Annotated in this window: 16 protein-coding genes; 4 read left to right on the top strand and 12 right to left on the bottom strand. The window is 58.6% G+C overall.

Annotated features, from left to right (window positions below; translation table 11 throughout):
• Positions 1 to 67: 67 nt before the first annotated feature.
• Genes AUC61_RS23650 through AUC61_RS23630 form a run of 5 tightly spaced genes read right to left on the bottom strand, consistent with a single transcriptional unit; the run spans position 68 to position 5,142 of the window.
• Positions 68 to 1,507 (bottom strand): efflux transporter outer membrane subunit, encoded by a 1,440-nt coding sequence (locus AUC61_RS23650; protein WP_243248591.1) that lies wholly within the window; start codon positions 1,505 to 1,507, stop codon positions 68 to 70.
• A complete protein-coding gene (locus tag AUC61_RS23645) occupies positions 1,504 to 2,403 on the bottom strand; it encodes an efflux RND transporter periplasmic adaptor subunit (RefSeq protein WP_243248590.1) in 900 nt (299 codons plus the stop codon). Before AUC61_RS23645 ends, AUC61_RS23650 begins: the two co-directional genes overlap by 4 nt.
• Positions 2,400 to 2,609, bottom strand: coding sequence for a DUF1656 domain-containing protein (locus AUC61_RS23640; RefSeq protein WP_027902485.1), 210 nt, complete (start codon positions 2,607 to 2,609; stop codon positions 2,400 to 2,402). Before AUC61_RS23640 ends, AUC61_RS23645 begins: the two co-directional genes overlap by 4 nt.
• Entirely contained in the window at positions 2,606 to 4,693 is a 2,088-nt protein-coding gene (locus AUC61_RS23635; protein WP_243248589.1) for an FUSC family protein, read from the bottom strand. The genes AUC61_RS23640 and AUC61_RS23635 overlap by 4 nt, the downstream gene beginning before the upstream one ends.
• Positions 4,690 to 5,142, bottom strand: a complete 453-nt coding sequence (locus AUC61_RS23630) for a MarR family winged helix-turn-helix transcriptional regulator (RefSeq protein WP_243248588.1) — start codon at positions 5,140 to 5,142, stop codon at positions 4,690 to 4,692. The genes AUC61_RS23635 and AUC61_RS23630 overlap by 4 nt, the downstream gene beginning before the upstream one ends.
• Before the next feature lie 532 nt (positions 5,143 to 5,674).
• Here AUC61_RS23630 and AUC61_RS23625 point away from each other — a divergent pair.
• Positions 5,675 to 6,343: a polysaccharide lyase family 7 protein gene (locus AUC61_RS23625; protein ID WP_243248587.1), complete on the top strand. Its 669-nt coding sequence runs from the start codon at positions 5,675 to 5,677 to the stop codon at positions 6,341 to 6,343.
• Between the two features lie 178 nt (positions 6,344 to 6,521).
• On the opposite strand, the gene efeO (AUC61_RS23620) is transcribed toward AUC61_RS23625, so the two are convergent.
• The 6 genes from efeO (AUC61_RS23620) to AUC61_RS23595 all read right to left on the bottom strand — a co-directional run bounded on the left by efeO (AUC61_RS23620) (position 6,522) and on the right by AUC61_RS23595 (position 13,302).
• A complete protein-coding gene (gene efeO, locus AUC61_RS23620; protein ID WP_122663806.1) occupies positions 6,522 to 7,340 on the bottom strand; it encodes an iron uptake system protein EfeO in 819 nt (272 codons plus the stop codon).
• A 39-nt stretch (positions 7,341 to 7,379) separates the two neighbouring features.
• The gene (gene efeB, locus AUC61_RS23615) at positions 7,380 to 8,696 is read right to left on the bottom strand and encodes an iron uptake transporter deferrochelatase/peroxidase subunit (RefSeq protein ID WP_243248586.1); all 1,317 of its coding nucleotides are present in this window, start codon (positions 8,694 to 8,696) and stop codon (positions 7,380 to 7,382) included.
• 154 nt (positions 8,697 to 8,850) lie between these two features.
• Positions 8,851 to 10,059, bottom strand: a complete 1,209-nt coding sequence (gene efeO, locus AUC61_RS23610) for an iron uptake system protein EfeO (protein ID WP_243248585.1) — start codon at positions 10,057 to 10,059, stop codon at positions 8,851 to 8,853.
• Between the two features lie 8 nt (positions 10,060 to 10,067).
• Positions 10,068 to 10,931, bottom strand: coding sequence for an iron uptake transporter permease EfeU (efeU, locus tag AUC61_RS23605; RefSeq protein WP_122663803.1), 864 nt, complete (start codon positions 10,929 to 10,931; stop codon positions 10,068 to 10,070).
• Between the two features lie 254 nt (positions 10,932 to 11,185).
• Complete coding sequence (gene ampC / locus AUC61_RS23600; RefSeq protein WP_243248584.1) at positions 11,186 to 12,349, bottom strand: class C beta-lactamase; 1,164 nt, start codon at positions 12,347 to 12,349, stop codon at positions 11,186 to 11,188.
• A 59-nt stretch (positions 12,350 to 12,408) separates the two neighbouring features.
• Positions 12,409 to 13,302, bottom strand: coding sequence for a LysR family transcriptional regulator (locus AUC61_RS23595; RefSeq protein WP_243248583.1), 894 nt, complete (start codon positions 13,300 to 13,302; stop codon positions 12,409 to 12,411).
• 158 nt (positions 13,303 to 13,460) lie between these two features.
• Between AUC61_RS23595 and AUC61_RS23590 the strand changes: the two genes are divergently transcribed.
• From AUC61_RS23590 to AUC61_RS23580, 3 genes are all read left to right on the top strand, one after another.
• Positions 13,461 to 14,753: a CitMHS family transporter gene (locus AUC61_RS23590; protein ID WP_243248582.1), complete on the top strand. Its 1,293-nt coding sequence runs from the start codon at positions 13,461 to 13,463 to the stop codon at positions 14,751 to 14,753.
• Positions 14,754 to 14,902: 149 nt separating this feature from the next.
• Positions 14,903 to 16,258: an acyclic terpene utilization AtuA family protein gene (locus tag AUC61_RS23585; RefSeq protein ID WP_243248581.1), complete on the top strand. Its 1,356-nt coding sequence runs from the start codon at positions 14,903 to 14,905 to the stop codon at positions 16,256 to 16,258.
• The gene (locus AUC61_RS23580) at positions 16,255 to 16,575 is read left to right on the top strand and encodes an AtuA-related protein (protein WP_243248580.1); all 321 of its coding nucleotides are present in this window, start codon (positions 16,255 to 16,257) and stop codon (positions 16,573 to 16,575) included. The genes AUC61_RS23585 and AUC61_RS23580 overlap by 4 nt, the downstream gene beginning before the upstream one ends.
• 197 nt (positions 16,576 to 16,772) lie before the next feature.
• Here AUC61_RS23580 and AUC61_RS23575 read toward each other — a convergent pair whose 3' ends face one another.
• Positions 16,773 to 18,218, bottom strand: coding sequence for a SulP family inorganic anion transporter (locus AUC61_RS23575; RefSeq protein WP_243248579.1), 1,446 nt, complete (start codon positions 18,216 to 18,218; stop codon positions 16,773 to 16,775).
• Positions 18,219 to 18,476: the final 258 nt, after the last annotated feature.

Raw genomic sequence — 18,476 nt, 5'->3', positions numbered from 1 at the left:
GCACCAACGGATATGTACACACACACATACATACATACATACACACAGCGACAGGTGTACGAAAGACTCAGGGCCTAGGCGCCGAGCCGCTACTCTCCCAACCCCCACCCAACGCCAGAAACAGATCAATCTGCCCCATCGCCACCTGCGTATTCGCCGTCGCCAACTGCGCACGCACGTCGGTATAAGTCCGGGTAGCCTGCAAATCAGCGAGAAACGAAGCACGCCCGGCCTTGAAGAAACGATGCGTCTGATCCGCTGCCTGCTCCGCAGATTGCGCGGCATCAGTCAGCGCATCGCGGCGTTGTAACAGGGCCGTATATTGCGCCAGACCCGTCTGGGTTTCCCGGATAGCATTCAGCACCACACCATCAAAGCGCGCCAATGCCGCCTGGCTTGACGCCTCAGCCTCATGAATACGGGCGCGAGCGCCGTTCGACGGTACAGTCCAGTTAATCAACGGACCAAAGCCCCATCGATTGGCGACCGGCTTGCCCAGGTTTTCCAACAGGCCCACGGTGCCGACCGTCGCACCAATGCTGATGTCCGGGTACAACTCACCCGTCGCCACACCGATTTCAGCGGTCGATGCCGCCAGACGCCGTTCTGCCTGACGCACATCCGGACGACGCTTGAGCAGTGCTGCGCCATCACCCACCGGCATGACCTGCGCGATATGCGGCAACTCATTACAGGTGCTGACACCCGCCGGTAATTGATCCAGCGGTTTGGCCAGCAGCATCGACAAGCGATACAGCCCGGTCTGACGCAAGGCCTCGTAACGCGGCAGTTCAGCGCTCAAGGATTTGAACTGGGTTTGCGAGCGTGTCACTTGAGTCTCATCGCCACGACCGGCATCGCGCAAACGCTGGGTCAGGCTGACGCTCTGCTGTTGAAGGTTCAGCGACTCCATGGCGATGTCATGTTCTTCGTTGGCGGCGCAGACTTGGGTGTAGGCGCGAACCACATCAGCTACCAATGTTATGCGCGCGGTATCGGCCGCTGCCTGCGCAGCGTCGACATTGGCGCTGGCCGCTTCGATGCCTCGTTGCAGCGTGCCGAACAAATCGAACTGGTACGACGTAGTGATGCCCACATCGCCGACGTTACCCACCGGGACTTTCTCGGACAGCAAAAACGCTTCGCCGGACTCTTGAAGGCGCTGAGCACCGGCTTTGGCGCTGGTGGTAAAACCGCCCGCAGCCTCGGCTTCGGAGGTCTGATAACGAGCACGTTGCAGGTTCGCGGCAGCGATGCGCAGGTCGGTATTGGAGGCCATCGCCTGCTGCACCAACTGATCCAGGCGCGGGTCCTGGTACAGGCGCCACCAGTCAGCAGGCACGGGCGCAGAAATCGTGTTGACCGATTCCCCGGCCAGTTCGCCTTGCAGGTCCGGACGATTGATCGCGGCGTCTTTGGGCAGTTTGTAGTCGGGGCCAACCATCTGACACGCCGACAGCAGCAAGCCAAGCCCGACCGTTGCCGTCAGGCGCGTAAGGTGTGTCATTTGCCAGGCTCCTCTGTGTGAGTCGCCTGACTGTCTTCGATGATCGACACCGTGGCCGTCCGCCCGGCGATCATGCGGAAGTTGTCCGGCACTTCGTCGAAGGCGATGCGCACTGGAATGCGCTGGGCCAGGCGTACCCAACTGAACGCCGGGTTGACGTTGGGCAGCAGGTTGGAGCCGCTGGTGCGGTCACGGTCTTCGATACCGGCGACGATGCTGACCACGTGACCCCGCAGACGGGCGTTATCGCCGACTACCCGGATGTCCACGCTCTGGCCAATATGAATGCCGTCGAGCTTGGTTTCTTCGAAGTAGCCATCAATGTGGAAGGACGCGTTATCCACCACTGACAGGACAGGTCGGCCAGCGGTGACGAACTCGTGGGAGCGCGGTGCCCGGTCGTTGAGGTAGCCGTCCACGGGGCTGCGAATCACAGAGCGATCCAGGTTCAGTTGCGCGGCATCCACCGCGACTTGTGATTCCTGTAACGCCGACAGCGCGCGAGCTTCCCGGGACTGGCTTTCTTCCAGTTGCTCACGGGCCACCAGATTACCGAGGCCGCGGTTACGCTTGTTCTCGCGGCGGGCCTGTTCCCAGGTTTCCTGACGCTCGGCAACCGTTGCCTTGGCCTGGCGCAAGGCGAGGCGGAAGCGGTCCTGGTCGATGGTGAACAGCACCTGGCCTTTGCTGACCAACTGGTTATCCCCGACTTCGACTTTCTCGATCAGCCCGGACACGTCCGGCGCGATCTGGACGATGTCGGCGCGGATGTGGCCGTCGCGGGTCCAGGGCGCGTACATGTAATACATGACCATGCGCCACACAACGATGGCAGCGAAGGTCACGACCAGCAGAGTCAGGACCACGCGGCCCAAAGTAAGCAGAGGTTTTTTCATTTCATCAGGTATCGACTGAGAGTATCCACGGCGCCGAGCAACAAAGCGTATAGACCTACGTTGAACAATGCCCGGTGCCAGACCAGACGGTAGAAATGGGTACGCGATAACACCGCGTGGACCCCGAGAAACAGTAAATAGGTAATACCCATCAGCGCGAGAAACGTGGGTACGAAGACCCCGCTGATGTCCAGATCGCCAATCATAGGGACGCTCCGTCAAGGCCGTGGGGCGCAAGTTCTTCGGTTTCGGTCGCCGCGTTGACGATTTCCACACCGGGCAACAACGCCAGGCGTAAGCCGCTCAGGGCGTGCAACAAATGCTGGCGGGCCGGATCCAGCCCCAGTGACTCAACACTCAGCGCACGGCGGGCGCGGTCCATGGTCATCAACATGCCTTTGGGCGCGGGCAGACGTTCGTTCGCTTTCAGGCAGGCCTTGAAGTGGCTGCCGACTTCTTCCACGACCTGACGCAAGACTAACTGTTGTGCCGCATGCGCCCTGGGTAACCAGGCCAGCATGTCGAGTAGATTCAGCGCCACACGCAGATCACGCAGGGCAATACCGGTGTCCTGAGCTGTGATAGTCAGACGCGGCAGTTGCTGCATCAGACGATCAAGCATCTGCGCGCCCATGGCACGGTGTTCCGCCAGCGTGGCTGGTTCGCTCAGGGTCACAATGTCGCGCCAACTGAAGCGGGTCAGGCGTTTGACCGCCAGCTCCACGCCAAACGGACGCATGATCAGGGTCCATATAAAGGCAAACAGCAGACCTACAGGACCCGCCAGATTCGAGTTGATGAAGTTCAGAAAGTCCGCGTCATAGGCGCTCTGGATGCTGACAAAGGACGACGTGTTGACGATGGTCAGCAAGGTGCCGAGATAAAAACGCGGCTGAACGGTCAGGGTGCCGACGCAGATAAACGGCACTGCGAAGGCGAGCACCAGCATCGGAAAATCATGCAGGTTGGGCAGGACCACAAACAGGTAAAGACTGGCGAAGAGCACGGACAGCATGGTCCAGAAGAAGAACCGGTAAATCTGTGGAGCCGGATCGTCCATCGCTGCGAAGAAGCTGCAGGACACGGCGGCCAGTGCCACGGCGGCTGCACCGTCTGTCCAGCCGAGCAGAATCCACAGCACGGAAGCCACGATGATCGCCAATACCGAGGTCATCACCGAATAGAGCATCAGCCCGCGATCCAGAAACGGCGTGATGCGCGCCAGCCGCCAATGCCGGTAGACGGCGCGCCATGGCGTCTGATCGTCAGTCTTGATCGCGTGTTGCAAGGTGCGGCAGTCCTGCCACAAGTCAATGAACTCACCCAGCCGATACAGAGCGTTGGACAGCAGCAACTGGCGGCGGTCGTCGAGCTGCGCTTCAGTCGGTTGCAAGCGCTCAAGCTCCTGATGCAAGGCTTCCCATTGTCTTGTCTGTAAGCCGCTGGCGGTATTTTCCAGCCAGGCGCGGGTCTCGATCAGTAGCGGCGCGAGGTTGGCGACCAGTTCCGGCGTGCGTCGCTCCAGGGCCCATAAGGCATCGTCCAGTGCATCGATCACCGGCAATAGGTGGATCATACGGCCGCGCAGCTCTTTGGCGTTGCGCACCGTTTGTTTGCTTGCGCCTTCATGAGGAAGTTGGCCGATCATCAGCTCAAGGGTGTTAAAGGTGCCGACCATCGAGCTTCGCAGCGCGCCGACTTCTTCAGCACTCGTGTTGCGCGCCAGGAAGCGATCGCTGTAGGCCGAGGCATCGGTAAACCATTGATCCGCCGCGCCTTGCATGACCGGCGCCAGCCGACGTGGCCAGAACATGCTGCCGACAACAGCCGCGCAGATGATGCCGAGGAAGATTTCTTCAGTACGGGACACGGCGATCTCGAACACCGCTTGCGGGTTGTCCACCACCGGGAAGGAAATCAGCGGCATGGTGTAACCCGCCAGCATCAGCGCATAGCTATTGGCGGTGCGCAGATGCAACGACAGAAACAGCAACGTACCTGTCCACAGAGCAATCACGACGGCCAGCAGAAACGGTGTCTGCACGAACATCGGCACGATAAATACCGAAGCCGCAGCGCCCGTCAAAGTACCCAGCGCACGGTACAGCGCTTTGGAGCTGGTCGGGCCTACGAATGGGCTGGAAACGATATAGACCGTTGCCATGGCCCAGTACGGCCGCGGCATTTCCATGAGCAGGGCGATGTACAACGCCAGCATGGACGCGCCGAAGGTGCGTACACCGTAAAACCAGTCGCGTGCGGGGGGCACGCCGGCGAAGAAATCTTTCAAAGAGACCCCGTGCTGTCTTGATTGGCGGCGTCGCTGAACGCCTTGAAGACCCGCAGGGTCGCTTCGAGGTCTTCCTTGGCCACGCTTTTGAGCACCTCGCGACGCAAGCGCAGCAATTCGTCCTCGATGGCCAGCGCCACGACGCGACCATTTTCGGTGAGGCTCAGGGATTTCGCCCGACGATCCGACGGGTCTTCGGTGCGGCAAACGATGTCGGCGTTGCAGAGCTGGTCCAGCAAACGGACGAGGGTAGGGCTTTCCATGCCAGCGGCGTGTGCAACGGTGACCTGATTCACGCCATCACCCAGACGCAGAATCATCAACAGTGGAGCAGCGCAGGCTTCGGAAACGCCGTAACGCACCAAGGTGTTGTGGCAGATACGGCGCCATTGGCGGGATGAAGCGACCATGCCGCTGCTGATGCTCATCTGCAGGGAATCAAGGGACATAACAGAACCGGGGAAAATTAGTTAGCGAGGACATTGTTCGTGACAACATAATTAGCTTGCTAACTATAATCCTGTAACAAAGTCTTACAGTCAAGCCTGAATTACCGAGTGGCAGGAGGGCTTTCAAGAGCCGGAGGAAGGGTAAAGAGGACCATAACGACACGGGTATTCAAGAAAAGTGCCCGTAGAAGTAATTATTTTCATACCGTTCGTCGGCGATCAGGGAGGTTTTTTTGCCTTTTAAAGCTCGTTTGAGGGACGCTCGTCCAAAAAACTGACGTGGTTCACATTTTAAGGTTTGTAGATTTGATGGCCTCTCCAGGTCAGCCGAGGGTCCGGATAGATAAACAAGGAATGATGCCGAAATAGTGGCTTTAGGGGATTGGTGTTGTTTTATTGACGCCAATCCAGTGCCGTGCACCGTTCAGAAAAAAATCGATTCAGCCGATATGCCAGACGAAGCCATCGGGTAGCCAAAGCGCCCGGTTTAGAGACCTTTGTCGGTGCGCTTGTCGCACCTTGTGAGCATGCAATGATCGACCTCGCCACCTGGAACCTTTCCATTCCTGTAGGCACTCCATCCGTCATTATCGATACCCCCAAGCTGGTTCAAGGTTATCAGGATGGTTATTTTCGTTCGGGCAATACTTTGTTCTTCTGGGCACCAGTGACGGGGTCCAAAACCGAGAACGCTAAATTTCCAAGGACGGAACTGCGAGAGACGACAGCGGACGGCAAGGTTTACAACTGGACCTATTCCCAGGCGGACAACTTCCTGCGTGCTGCACTCACGGTCAATCAAGTGCCTTCTACCGGCAAAATCGTTATAGGCCAGATTCACGCTTTCCAGAGCACCGAGCCGTTGCTCAAGGTGGAGTACCAGTTCAAGGAAAAACTGCAGACCGGCAATATCGTTGCCAAGTTTCGTCGTGGTCCGGACTCTGAAATCGAAGTGATCAACATTGCCTCAGGCGTGCCTTTGAACGAACGCTTCAGCTACAGCATCCATCTGACTCCGGCAGGCAATCTGTCAGTCAATGCCGCTGATTATGTATGGAGTGCCAAGCTGGATGCAGGCTGGAAAGACAAGCTGCTGTACTTCAAGGCGGGTGTGTATACCCAGGACAACACTGGATATGCCACCGAAGGCGGGGCTGCAACGTTTTACAAGCTGATCATCAATCACGACAAGAAGGCGTGAATAAGGCTTGGCAGAAATCTCACAGGGGAATGCAACACCCCTGTGGGAGCTGGGCTTGCCCGCGATAAACGATAACGCGGTGTGTCTTCAAACCGCGTCTCATGTATCGCGGGCAAGCCCAGCTCCCACAGGATCGGGTTAGATCAATTCCCCCCCAATCCCACAGGATCGGGTTAAATCAATTCAAGCCCAGCTTGCCACGCAGGGTCGACAGGTCTTCAGCCAGGGTGTTAACCGGGCCAACCAGCGCTTTGCGGTCGTTCTCTTTCACTTTGTCGTACGTTTCGAAACCGCCATCTTTGGTCTTGTACTTGGCCAGGATCTTGTCCACGGTAGCGAAGTTCTTGTCGACCTTGGCGGCGAACACTTTGTCGGACTTCTCGATTTGCGGACGGAACAGGTCGACGATTTTCTTCGCGCCGTCGATGTTGCCCTGGAAGTCATACAGGTCAGTGTGGCTGTAACGGTCTTCTTCACCGGAAATCTTGGTCGCAGCGACTTCTTCCAGAAGCGCAGCCGCACCGCCCACGACCTTTTCAGGCGGGAAGGTCAGACCGGCAACGCGGGTTTCCAGGTCTTTCACGTCGGCCATCAGCTTGTCAGCGATCGGACCCTGATCCTTGGTGGTGTTCTGCGAAAACAGTGCATATTCCAGGCGGTGGAAGCCGGTGAAGTCCTCGGCATTCACGCCTGCTTCGTGGTCATCGACACGCGAGTCGATGGATGCATCAAGGTCGCTGAACAGTTCAGCCATTGGCTCGATTTCTTCGTAAAACACGCGGGTGGGCGCATACAGCTTTTTGGCTGTAGCCAGGTCGCCTTTCTTCACTGCATCGGTGAACTTCTGAGTGTGGCTGACCAGTTCGCCGATCTGTTCGGTGACGTAGATCTTGTAATCCGAAACCGGCCCTACCAGGTCCAGCGGCGCGGTGGCGGCGAAGACCGGGGTCTGCAGCAGACCTGCGGTGAGCAGCAAAGCAAAAGGCAACTTCTTCATGGGACTCTTCCTGTTGAGGTGGCTTTTAAGGGGGAGCGATTACGCGGTTTTGGTCTCGGACCTGGCCGAAGCCTGAAGCAGTGAACGACCGATGAAGTCCTGGTCATTGATCACACCGGGCAGGGTGAAGAAGTACCCGCCGCCAACCGGCTTGAGGTACTCCTCCAGAGGCTCGCCATTGAGGCGGGTCTGCACGGTGATGAAGCCTTTTTCGAGATCGGACTGGTAGCAGATGAACAGCAGGCCCATGTCGAGCTGACCGTTCTTGTTGACGCCGTTGGAGTAGTTGAACGGCCGACGCAGGATCAGGTTGCGCTGGCTTTCAGCGGTTCGCGGGTTGGCCAGACGGATGTGCGAATCCAGTTTGGTTTTCTTGCCGTGAGGGTCGGCAACATAGTCCGGTACGTCGGTTTCAACCTTGCCGTCCATGGGCGCGCCGGTGGTTTTGACCCGGCCGAAAATCGCTTCCTGCTCCTGCAGCGGGGTGCGGTCCCAGCGTTCGACGAAATTGCGGATGATCCGCACCGCCTGGTAGCTGCCGTTCGCGGCCCAGGCCGGTTCGTCGCTGCCCGGTTGCACCCAGACCAGTTCGTTCATGGTTTTCTGATTGTTGGAGTCCGGGTTGGCCGAACCGTCGCGGAAACCCAGAAAGTTACGGGCGCTTTCCGGTGGCTGCCCGGGTTTCTTCGGCGCTTGCGGCGGCACCGTGCCTTCCTGTTTCCAGCGCACCAGCAGCAGGTCTGGCAGGTTTTTCACGATGTCGCGCAGGGCGTGGATGTTGCTGTCGGCGCTGTTGGCGCAGAACTGGATGCTCAAGTCACCGTGGCAGCTGTCTGCCTCAAGCGCGTCGTTGGGGAAACCCACCATACGGCTCAGACGCTTGGGCTTGACGCTTTCCAGACCAAAGCGCTCGTCGAATAGCGAGTCGCCCACCGACACGGTGATGGTCAGGTTATCCGGGCTGACCACCGGGCCGAGGATGCCGGAATCTACCGGTGGCAACTTCGGATCGACCTGCGGTACCGTTCCGCCGGTCATCAAGAATGTGATGCGCTCGTTCAGCGTGCGAAACAGACGTTCCAGGTCTTCGCGGTCAGCGGCCAGCACATCAAAGGCCACCAGCATGCCGGAGGCTGGACGCGGGTTGACGATCCCGGTCTGGTGGATGCCATGGAATTCATTGTGGTCAGCGGTTTTCTCGCTGTTCGGTGCTTCGGTGACCTGGGCCGGAGCCGCGGCCAATACGTTGCCGCTCAGGCTGCTGCCCGCCAATGCCGCCCCCGCAGCACCGAGGCCGAGCAGCACTCGACGGCGTTGTACGGATTGCGGAGCGTTGCTGTTGTCTGAGTCGTTCATGGCTGTTTACTTCGCTCAAAAATCAGTTGTTTGGTAACGGAGAGATCGGTCGCGAGTTCTTTGTGGGAGCTGAGCTTGCTCGCGATAAAGGTCACGCGATCTAAAGTGAACTGCGTCCAGTCTTATCGCGAGCAAGCTCTGCTCCCACATAAAATCAAAGCCCCGAAAGCCCCAGCGCCTCATCTATCCCGTCCAGCGCATCCGCCAGTGCCTTGGCTTTGTCGGCAATCAACTTGCGTTGCACGGCGTCCACCTGATCGTAAGGGCGCATGCCGCTGTCGGTGCTCAGGCTGTTCAACTCAGTGTCCAGTGCCGCGGCGGCTGCATCGATCTGCTCCAGAAGAGGCTTGGCACTTTTGGCCAGCATCGGGCGCAGCAGGTCGATGACTTTGCGGGTGCCTTCAAGGTTGGCGACGAAGCCGTTCAGGTCGCTGTGGCTGTAGCGTTCTTCTTCGCCGTTACTGCGGATTTCGGCGAGGCTGCGCATGTTGCGGGCAATCACGCTGGCGAGTTGTTCCGGGGCCATGCTCTGCGCCAGCAACTGCTGCTTCAGTGTGGTGACATCGGCTTGCAAACGCTGCGCGACGGGCAGCAGTCCATCAACGCTGTGCTTGTCGAACAGGCCGTACTCGATACGATGGAAGCCGCTGAAACCGGAGTCCTGCTCACGCTTTTCGTAATAGTCGGCGCGGGCGTTGATTGCGTTGTCCAGTTCAGCCAGACGTTGCGCTGCCGGGGCAATTCGCTGATAAGCGGCACGCGCTGGAAGATAGCCGGCCTGGGCTGCGCTCAAGTCGCCCGCTGCAATGGCCTCCTGCAAGGTGTTCACGGCCTTGATCAGCGCAGAACCCTGCATGCTCAGGTAGACGCGGTACTCCGACAACGGGCCGATAAAGGCCACCAACGATGGGCGCGCCTTGGCATTGGCTTCCGACTCGGCGGTGGGGGTTACGTGCAGCGTGCCACGCGGGTTGCTCAACAGGCCGCAAGTAATCGCGTAGTCGCCGGGTTGCAGGTTGGCGTTGATGACCTGGCTCAAGCCTGGCGCAATGTTTTCCCGCTCTTCAATCACCAGAACGCCATCGAGGATTTCCCATTCAACGGCCCGCTCGGAGCGGTTGACGATACGGAAGGCGTTCTTGCCAGCCGGTACGGTGAGCGCATTCGGCTCGCAGGCATGGGCATGAATGGTGACCACGGTTTCTGCATTGTCATTGGCGGCGCGCTTTTTCATCGCAGCCTGCGATGCGTAATAAAACAGCCCGCCCGCAGCAATCATGAGCACCACGGAGCCTGCGACAGCTAATTTCAAGGCGCGAGGTGGCTTGGCTTTATCTGAAAGCCCTGTAGGACGATTCGACATGGGTTGCCTTATTCGTTTGTAGCGGAAGAGGGGTGCGAATGCGCAGGTCGGGTGGGCAAACTCACCACCCGAGCATGGGGCATGAAAAACAGCGCCAGCGCGAAGACCAGATAAATCAGGTAAGCACTCAGGGTGCTGACGGTCGGCGCATCCTGATAACCGAACATGCCCGCCAGTACCGAGCCAGTTGGGCCATCCATCGGCAACGTGGCGCTGATGTCGAAGACCACGGTTTGCAGGTGGTTCCAGACACCGGCTTCATGCAGTGCCTGTACCGAGTTGGCCAAAATACCTGCCGCCACCACAAGGATGAACAGCCCGGTCCAGCGGAAGAACAGGCTCAGGTTCAAACGCATGCTCCCGCTGTAGATGGCGAAGCCCACGGCAACCGCGAGGATCAGGCCGAGCAGGGCACCCAGTGGCGCGCCTGCACCTTCACTTTGCTGAAAAACCGCCAGCAGGAAGAACACGGTTTCCAGCCCTTCGCGGGCAACGGCGAAGAACACCATGGCAATCAATGCGTAGGTCTGATTTTTCGAGCCAGCCAGAGCGGCATCGAGAGATTCGTGCAAGGCATGCTTGATGGAGCGCGCTACTTTGCGCATCCAGAACACCATGGAACTGAGGATCGCGACGGCTAAAAGACCGACGATGCCTTCGAACAATTCCTGTTGTTTTTGCGGGAATTCGGCACTGACCAATTCCAGGCCACCCCCGACAAACAGCGCCAGAGCCACGGCCAGGAAGACACCGATCCACACGGCGGGCATCCACTCGCCACGGCCGGTCTGCTTCAGGTAACTGGCGATGATGCCAACGATAAGCGCGGCTTCAATCCCTTCGCGCAGCATGATCAAAAAAGGAACGAGCATGTTTCACCAGGGTTAATGCGTTAGGCTGGTCTGTCTCAAAGGCGGCAAAAGAGCGCTCCGCCTGAAACAATGCGTAACATAATGATACTCATTATTGAATGCGGATAGTTGTTTTTTTGTGCTGGTTCGTATTTGAGCTGTTTGTTCAGGTGGGGTTCAGGCGGGGAGAATCTGTAGGAGCTGCCGAAGGCTGCGATGCGGTGTGCCAGGTAAATCTCTTCGCAGCCTTCGGCAGCTCCTACAGAAAATGTTCATCAATTCAGGATTTGTAAAATCTCGTGCGCCAACTTCACCCGCGCTTCATTCGGGTAGTTTTTGTTGGCCAGAATCACGATGCCGATCTTCTTCTCCGGAACAAATGCCACATAGCCGCCATAGCCAGTGGTAGATCCGGTCTTGTTGATCCAGACATTTTGCTGCGGTTCGAGCGGTGGAATGATCGGGCTGGCAGGCTGGGTTTCGAAAGCCATTTTGTACGAGTTTCCCTCCTGCAGCGTCTCGACAGTGACCGGATAAGGGTATTGCTCCCAGATCAGGTCCTGGGTCATTTCCCCCACTTTGAAATAACCCACATGCGTATCAGCAATTGCCTTGGCTAAAGCACTGTCTGCCTTGCCAGGGTTGATGTTCAGCTCAACGAAATGCAGTAAATCCTTGCTGCTGGATTTCATCCCGTAGGCCTCATTGCCCAGCACGCCGCTTTGCAAGCGGACCGGCGCGTCCTGTTTGTTGTAGCCCTGTGCGTACACACTCATCTTGTCGGCAGGCACATTCAGATAACTGTTGGTCAGTCCGAGCTTTGGAAACAGTTGCTGCTCCATTGCTTGTTCGAACGGAGTGTTCATCGCCTTGGCGGTGATCATCCCCAGCATGCCGATGCTCGGGTTGGCGTAGGTGCGTTTGCTGCCCGCCGGGTACTCCGGTTTCCAGGCTTTCAGGTAACTCATCAGTTGTTCGGTGTTCTGAACGTCATCCGGCACCTGCAAAGGAAAACCGCCCGCCGTGTGCGTGGCGAGGTTGATCAGGGTGACCTGATCAAAGGCGCTGCCTTTAAGTTGCGGCAGGGATTTGCCCGGATGATCCTGGAGCGACAGCGTGCCGGTCGCCTGTGCGTAACTGGCCAGGGTTGCAGTGAAGGTCTTGCTGATAGAACCGAGCTCGAACAACGTGTCGCTGCTCACTGCCTGGCCGGTGTCTTTGGACGCGACGCCATAATTGTAGAAACGCTGTTGCCCATTGGACGTGACGGCGATGCTCATGCCGGGAATGTTGTATTGCTGCATGACTTGCGCGGCTGCTTTACGCACGGAGTCATCAAAGTTTGCCGCCTCAGTATCTGGTTTTGCCTGAGCAGCGCTTGCCAGACAAGTGAACGAAAGGCTGCACGCGAACAGCAACGATTGAGTCATCAGACGCATCAAGATATTCCTTGGATTCCATTCAGAGCGCGGAAAATATTCGTTTGGACGCCGCGTCCTCAATAAACGTTCTGTCGCAAGGTATTTCCCAAAAGCTCAATAAACTGCCGCGCCGCCGGGCTCAGACTCTGACCGCTTCGTGTGATCAAACCGATGTCACGGCTGACGCCGGGATGGTCCACCGGTACGCAAACCATATCATCCCGGCCCTCGTCAGCCGACTCCGGCAGCAGCGTCATACCCAGGCCCTGGCGAACCAGTGCCAGCACTGTGGACATGTAATTGGCTTCCAGTCCCGGTATCAGCGTCAGTTGTTCATCTGCAAATAACTGCTCGACCCGCTCACGCACGCTGCTGTCCCGGCCGGTCAAAATAATCGGCTGATCGGCAAGCTCACCCAGTTTGATCGATGTCTTCATGGACAGCGGATGACCGGCGGGCACGAACAGGCACAGGCGGTCGGTCAGCACCACTTCGAACTCCAGACCGTGCGCCATGCGTGCGCGTACCCCCAGACCGAAATCCACCTCGCCCTCACGTACCAGCGCGTCGATGCGTTGCGCGACGACATCGCGCAAGCGTACTTCGACGCCGGGGAATTGATCCCGAAACAGGCGCAGTACGGGCGGCAAGGTGCTGGAGCACATGGAGGGCAGGGCGGCGATAGTCACTACGCCGCGCCTTAACGCCGCCAGATCCCGAGAACCGCTGACGATGTTGTCGAGGTCCAGCAGCAGTTTTTCCATCGGCATCAGGTTGCTTTGGCCAGCGGCTGTCAGGCTTACGTGGCGCGGGCTGCGTTCCAGTAGTGACACGCCAAGCCAGTCTTCGAGTTGCTGAATCTGCACGGTGAGGGCCGACGGGCTCAAGCTCAACTCCACGGCAGCCTTGGCAAAGCTGCCGCTATGAGCCACGGCGAGAAAGGCCCGTATGTGCTGAATCGAGTTCTTCATGATCGTGTGCCTGTTTTTATCCGTATGGTTTTGTTTTTTCGAATGCAGCATGCCGAACATTTCAATTTACAAAGCTTACCTGTGTTTTCAATACTCGTTGAAAACAACAACAGCTCATCCGCCGCGCCAGCGGACAGGATGACGAACAGGAAGTACCTATGCTCGCCACTCTCGGTGTCATTACCATTCTCTGTCTGCTCGCTGCCGTCATGAGCAAACGCCTTTCCCCCCTCGTTGCACTGATTGCCTTACCGATCATTGCCGCCCTGATCGGTGGTTTCGGTCTGCAAACCAGCGGCTTCATCATTACCGGCATCAAGAACGTCGCCCCTGTGGTGGGTATGTTTGTATTCGCGATCCTGTTCTTCGGGGTCATGACTGATGCGGGCATGCTTGATCCGATCATCGACCGCATCCTGCGCACCGTCGGTACCCGTCCGACGCGCATTGTGATGGGCACCGCATTGTTGGCGCTGTTGGTCCATCTGGACGGCTCGGGAGCGGTGACTTTTCTGGTGACGATCCCGGCGATGCTGCCGCTGTATACGCGGCTCGGCATGGATAAACGCATTCTGGCCTGCGTGACGGCTATGGCCGCCGGGGTCAACTTCCTGCCGTGGACCGGCCCGGTGTTGCGCTCCTCGGCAGCGTTGCATGTACCGGTTGCGGATTTGTTCCAGCCACTGATTCCGGTGCAACTGGTCGGTCTGGCCTTCGTGTTTTTCTGTGCCTTTATGCTCGGTCGTCGTGAAGAAAAACGCCTTGGCCTGGGCGCTGGCGCCAATGTGGACGTCGTGCCAAAGCGGGTGCTGGCCGACCACGAAGAGGTGCTGCGTCGGCCGCGTCTGTTCTGGCTCAACCTGATCCTGACCATTGCGGTCATGGGCGTGATGATTTCCGGCCTGGTTGATCCGGTGGTGATGTTCATGCTCGGCACCGTCGTCGCGCTGTGCATCAACTACCCGAACGTCGATGCCCAGCGCGCTCGCATCGATGCCCATGCCAAGACCGCCTTGACCATGGCCAGCATCCTGCTTGCAGCCGGAGTGTTCACCGGCATCATGCAAGGCACCGGCATGCTCAAGGCCATGGCCGAAGTGGCCGTGGCGCAGATTCCCGCAGGTCACGGCAAGTTGATTCCGATGGTGGTGGGTTTTATCTCCATGCCGCTGAGCATGCTGTTTGATCCGGACTCTTTCTATTTCGGTGTCATGCCGGTCATTGCCGAAGTCGGTAAAGCGCTGGGCGTTGATCCGCTGCAAGTGGCTCAAGCCTCGTTGCTCGGCGTACACACCACTGGCTTCCCGGTCAGCCCTCTGACTCCGGCGACCTTTCTCCTGGTGGGGCTGTGCAAGATCGAACTGGCCGATCACCAGCGCTTCACCATTCCTTTCCTGTTTGCCGCCTCGGTGTTGATGACCCTGACGGCGCTGCTGCTGGGTGTGTTCTGACTGCCAAACAGCAAACACTGAACTTGTAGGAGCTGCCGAAGGCTGCGATGGCGGTTTGTCTGGATGAATGCTTCGCAGCCTTCGGCAGCTCCTACAGAAAAATGCATTTCAGTTCAAACAATTACCCTTTGTTTGAGAGGACTACCACCATGAAAACCTTACGCATTGGCTCCGGAGCCGGTTATTCCGGCGACCGTATCGAGCCTGCTGTTGAACTGGCCGAACACGGCGATCTGGATTACCTGGTCTTCGAATGTCTGGCCGAGCGCACCATCGCCTTGGCGCAACAGGCCCGGTTGGCCGATCCTGAAACGGGTTATGACCCGCTGCTCAGTGAGCGCATGCGTCGTGTGTTGCCGTTCGTGGGGGGCGGTTCTGCACGGCGTTTAAGAGTGATCACGAATATGGGCGCGGCCAATCCCTTGGCGGCGGCACGCGAGGTGCGGCAGATTGCTGCCGAACTCGGCTTGCATGGCCTGAAAGTCGCGGCTGTGACGGGAGATGACGTGCTGTCTGCGTTGCAGGCCGACCCGCATCAGTTGCTGGACAACGGCGCAACGCTTGGCTCTCTGGGCGAGCGGCTGATTTCTGCCAACGCTTACATGGGGGCCGAAGGGATTGTCGAAGCGTTGCAGGCCGGTGCCGATGTGGTGATCACGGGGCGGGTTGCTGACCCGTCGCTATTCCTCGCGCCTCAGCTATTTGAGTTTGGCTGGGCGGCAGATGACTGGCCGTTACTGGGGCGTGGCACTGTAATTGGTCATTTGCTTGAATGCGCGGGGCAGATCAGCGGCGGGTACTTTGCTGATCCTGGCTACAAGGACGTGCCGGATCTGGCGCGTCTGGGCTTTCCCCTGGCTGAAGTAGATGCCTCTGGTTCGGCCGTCATCAGCAAGGTGGCAGGCTCGGGTGGACGTATCGATACCGCGACCTGCACAGAGCAGCTTATCTATGAGGTGCATGACCCCACGGCGTACCTGACGCCTGATGTCTGCGCCGACTTCTCTGCGGTTGCTTTCGAAGTCGCAGGTTTGGATCGGGTCAGGGTCAGCGGTGCTGGCGGACGTGCGCGTCCTGAAACGTTGAAGGTGTCAGTGGGTTTCCTCGACGGCTGGATTGGCGAAGGGCAGATTTCCTATGGCGGGCCGGGGGCTTTGGCGCGAGCCAGGCTGGCCCGTGATGTAGTGCTTGAGCGTCTGAAACTGACGGGCGTCAGCTATGACGACATCCGCGCCGAGCTAATGGGAGTGGACTCGCTGCACGGCGGCGAACTGGGCTCGCGCACGGCGGCTGAACCTTGGGAAGTGCGCCTGCGCGTGGCGGCACGTTGCACCGACAAGGCTCAGGCGGTGCGGGTTGGTAACGAAGTGGAAACCCTCTACACCAACGGTCCGTATGGCGGGGGTGGGGCCACCAAAGGTTTGCGTCAGGTTGTAGCGGTCGCGTCATTGTTTGTTCCGCGTTCTGCGGTGACAGTTGTTGTACATCTGGAGGATGCATCATGAGCCGCCCTGTAAAGCTGCGCGAACTGGCCCATTCCCGAACCGGCGACAAGGGCGACACCTCGAACATCTCGGTGATTGCCTATCGCGCAGAAGACTATTCACGCTTGTGTCAAGTGTTAACCGCGCAGCGTGTCGCCGCGTATTTCGCCGAGCTGCTGGACCCGAATGCCGGGCCTGTGCGCCGATATGAATTGCCCAACGTTCAGGCCCTGAACTTCGTCCTGCCCGGCATCCTGCGTGGCGGCGTCACCCGCTCGCTGGCACTGGATGCCCACGGCAAGGCGCTGGGCGCGGCGCTCCTCGATATAGAGGTTTAGCGGATGGGTTGCCCTGAGTGAATTGAACTGTCATGTCACCTCTGTGGGAGCCGAGCTTGCTCGCGATAAACGATGACACGGTCTGCCTGATTAACCGATGCGCCTATATCGCGGGCAAGCCTCGCTCCCACAGGGTTTGTGCTTGCAGGTCAACATAGAACTTCCCACATGAGCACCGAACACAGCATTCGTGTTCATCACCCATGCTGCACATCAGTCCGCTTGAGCAATTGCTTGCAACGGTTCGACAGGTGCACCACCCGCAGATGTTTGCCCGCCTTGGTATAGCGCTCGCGCAAGGTCTGCAATGCTGATACTGCCGAGTAATCGACAAAGCTCAGATGTTGGCAATCGAGGGTGACTTGAGCAGGGTCTTCAGCTGGGTTGAACTGGTTGAGAAAGCGCGTCGTGGACGCAAAAAACAACGTGCCGTGCAGGGTGTAAACCTTGCTGCCGTCAGCCTCCAGGTGCGTGTCCGCGTACAGCTCTCTGGCCTGTTGCCAGGCAAAGTTAAGCGCCGCGATAACGATACCGAACATCACCGCCGTGGCCAGATCGGTCAACACCGTCACGATGGTCACGGCAATGATCGCCAGCACATCGTTGACCGGCACTTTGTGCAGCACGCGCAACGAGGCCCAGGCGAAGGTCTGTTGGGCCACGACGAACATCACGCCGACCAGCGCTGCCAGCGGGATTTCTTCAATCAAAGGCGACAGAAACAGCACGAACGCCAGGATCATCAACCCCGCGACCACGCCGGACAGGCGACCCCGGCCACCGGAGCTGAGGTTGATCACGGTCTGGCCGATCATTGCGCAACCGCCCATGCCGCCGCACACGCCAGAGGCCATGTTGGCTACACCCAGCGCCACGCACTCACGGTCCGGAAAGCCTCGGCTCTCGGTGATTTCATCGGTCAGGTTGAGGGTCAGCAGGGTTTCCAGCAGGCCTACCAGCGCCATCAGAATCGCGTAAGGCGCGATGATCCGCAGGGTCTCCAGATCCCATGGCACCTCCGGCAATGCCAGGCTCGGCAGGCCTCCGGCAATGTGCGCCATATCGCCCAGCGTGTGGGTCGGCAGATCAAGCAGATAGACCAGCAGACCAACCCCCAGAATCGCGATCAGCGCGGGCGGTATTGCTTTGGTCAGGCGTGGCAGCAGGTAAACGATCGCCATGGTCAGCGCCACCAGGCCCATCATCAGGTACAGCGGTTGGCCCGTGAGCCAGGCGTCACCCACCCTGAAATGTTCGAGCTGAGCCATGGCAATCACAATCGCCAGGCCGTTGACGAACCCGAGCATCACCGAATACGGCACCATGCGCACCAGCTTGCCCAGCCGCAGCACGCCGAACAGGATCATGATCAAGCCGCCCAGCAACACCGTCGCCAGCAAATACTGCACACCGTGCTGCACCACCAGCGCGACAATCACCACTGCCATGGAACCCGCCGCCCCGGAAATCATTCCAGGGCGACCACCGAACAAGGCGGTCAGGGTGCAGATGATGAACGCGCCATACAGGCCCATCAGCGGGTTGAGATGCGCAACCAGGGCAAAGGCAATGCACTCGGGCACCAGAGCAAAGGATGTGGTGAGTCCGGCCAGGACATCGGCGCGTATACGGGCTGGTTTCATGGGTTACCTGAGGTGGAGTGCTGCAAGCGCAAAAAAGAGGGGATGTTACTGAATGTGGCTGGTGGGTGCTACACGCAGCACCGGCTTTGCATAGATTCTGTGGGAGCAGAGCTTGCTCGCGATAAGGCTGGATGCGATCTAAAGTGAACCGCGTCCAGCCTTATCGCGAGCAAGCTCTGCTCCCACAAGATTTCATGTCAGCCAACAGATCGCAATCAGTTCACTTGCTCGTATATGCTTTGCACCCCCTCACTTAGC

This window comes from Pseudomonas maioricensis, from assembly GCF_022790535.1.
In the GTDB taxonomy this organism is placed as follows: Bacteria; Pseudomonadota; Gammaproteobacteria; order Pseudomonadales; family Pseudomonadaceae; genus Aquipseudomonas; species Aquipseudomonas maioricensis.
Note: the sequence above shows the minus strand (reverse complement) of the source record. Positions and strands in the feature narration are given on the sequence as shown.

Bases quoted from the DNA above. Each gene is read 5' to 3' on its own strand.
- AUC61_RS23650 (WP_243248591.1), bottom strand. From the start codon at position 1,507: ATGACACACCTTACGCGCCTGACGGCAACGGTCGGGCTTGGCTTGCTG.
- AUC61_RS23645 (WP_243248590.1), bottom strand. From the start codon at position 2,403: ATGAAAAAACCTCTGCTTACTTTGGGCCGCGTGGTCCTGACTCTGCTG.
- AUC61_RS23630 (WP_243248588.1), bottom strand. From the start codon at position 5,142: ATGTCCCTTGATTCCCTGCAGATGAGCATCAGCAGCGGCATGGTCGCT.
- efeO (WP_243248585.1), bottom strand. From the start codon at position 10,059: ATGTCGAATCGTCCTACAGGGCTTTCAGATAAAGCCAAGCCACCTCGC.
- efeB (WP_243248586.1), bottom strand. From the start codon at position 8,696: ATGAACGACTCAGACAACAGCAACGCTCCGCAATCCGTACAACGCCGT.
- AUC61_RS23585 (WP_243248581.1), top strand. From the start codon at position 14,903: ATGAAAACCTTACGCATTGGCTCCGGAGCCGGTTATTCCGGCGACCGT.
- ampC (WP_243248584.1), bottom strand. From the start codon at position 12,349: ATGCGTCTGATGACTCAATCGTTGCTGTTCGCGTGCAGCCTTTCGTTC.
- AUC61_RS23590 (WP_243248582.1), top strand. From the start codon at position 13,461: ATGCTCGCCACTCTCGGTGTCATTACCATTCTCTGTCTGCTCGCTGCC.
- efeU (WP_122663803.1), bottom strand. From the start codon at position 10,931: ATGCTCGTTCCTTTTTTGATCATGCTGCGCGAAGGGATTGAAGCCGCG.
- AUC61_RS23625 (WP_243248587.1), top strand. From the start codon at position 5,675: ATGATCGACCTCGCCACCTGGAACCTTTCCATTCCTGTAGGCACTCCA.
- AUC61_RS23580 (WP_243248580.1), top strand. From the start codon at position 16,255: ATGAGCCGCCCTGTAAAGCTGCGCGAACTGGCCCATTCCCGAACCGGC.
- AUC61_RS23575 (WP_243248579.1), bottom strand. From the start codon at position 18,218: ATGAAACCAGCCCGTATACGCGCCGATGTCCTGGCCGGACTCACCACA.
- efeO (WP_122663806.1), bottom strand. From the start codon at position 7,340: ATGAAGAAGTTGCCTTTTGCTTTGCTGCTCACCGCAGGTCTGCTGCAG.
- AUC61_RS23640 (WP_027902485.1), bottom strand. From the start codon at position 2,609: ATGATTGGCGATCTGGACATCAGCGGGGTCTTCGTACCCACGTTTCTC.
- AUC61_RS23595 (WP_243248583.1), bottom strand. From the start codon at position 13,302: ATGAAGAACTCGATTCAGCACATACGGGCCTTTCTCGCCGTGGCTCAT.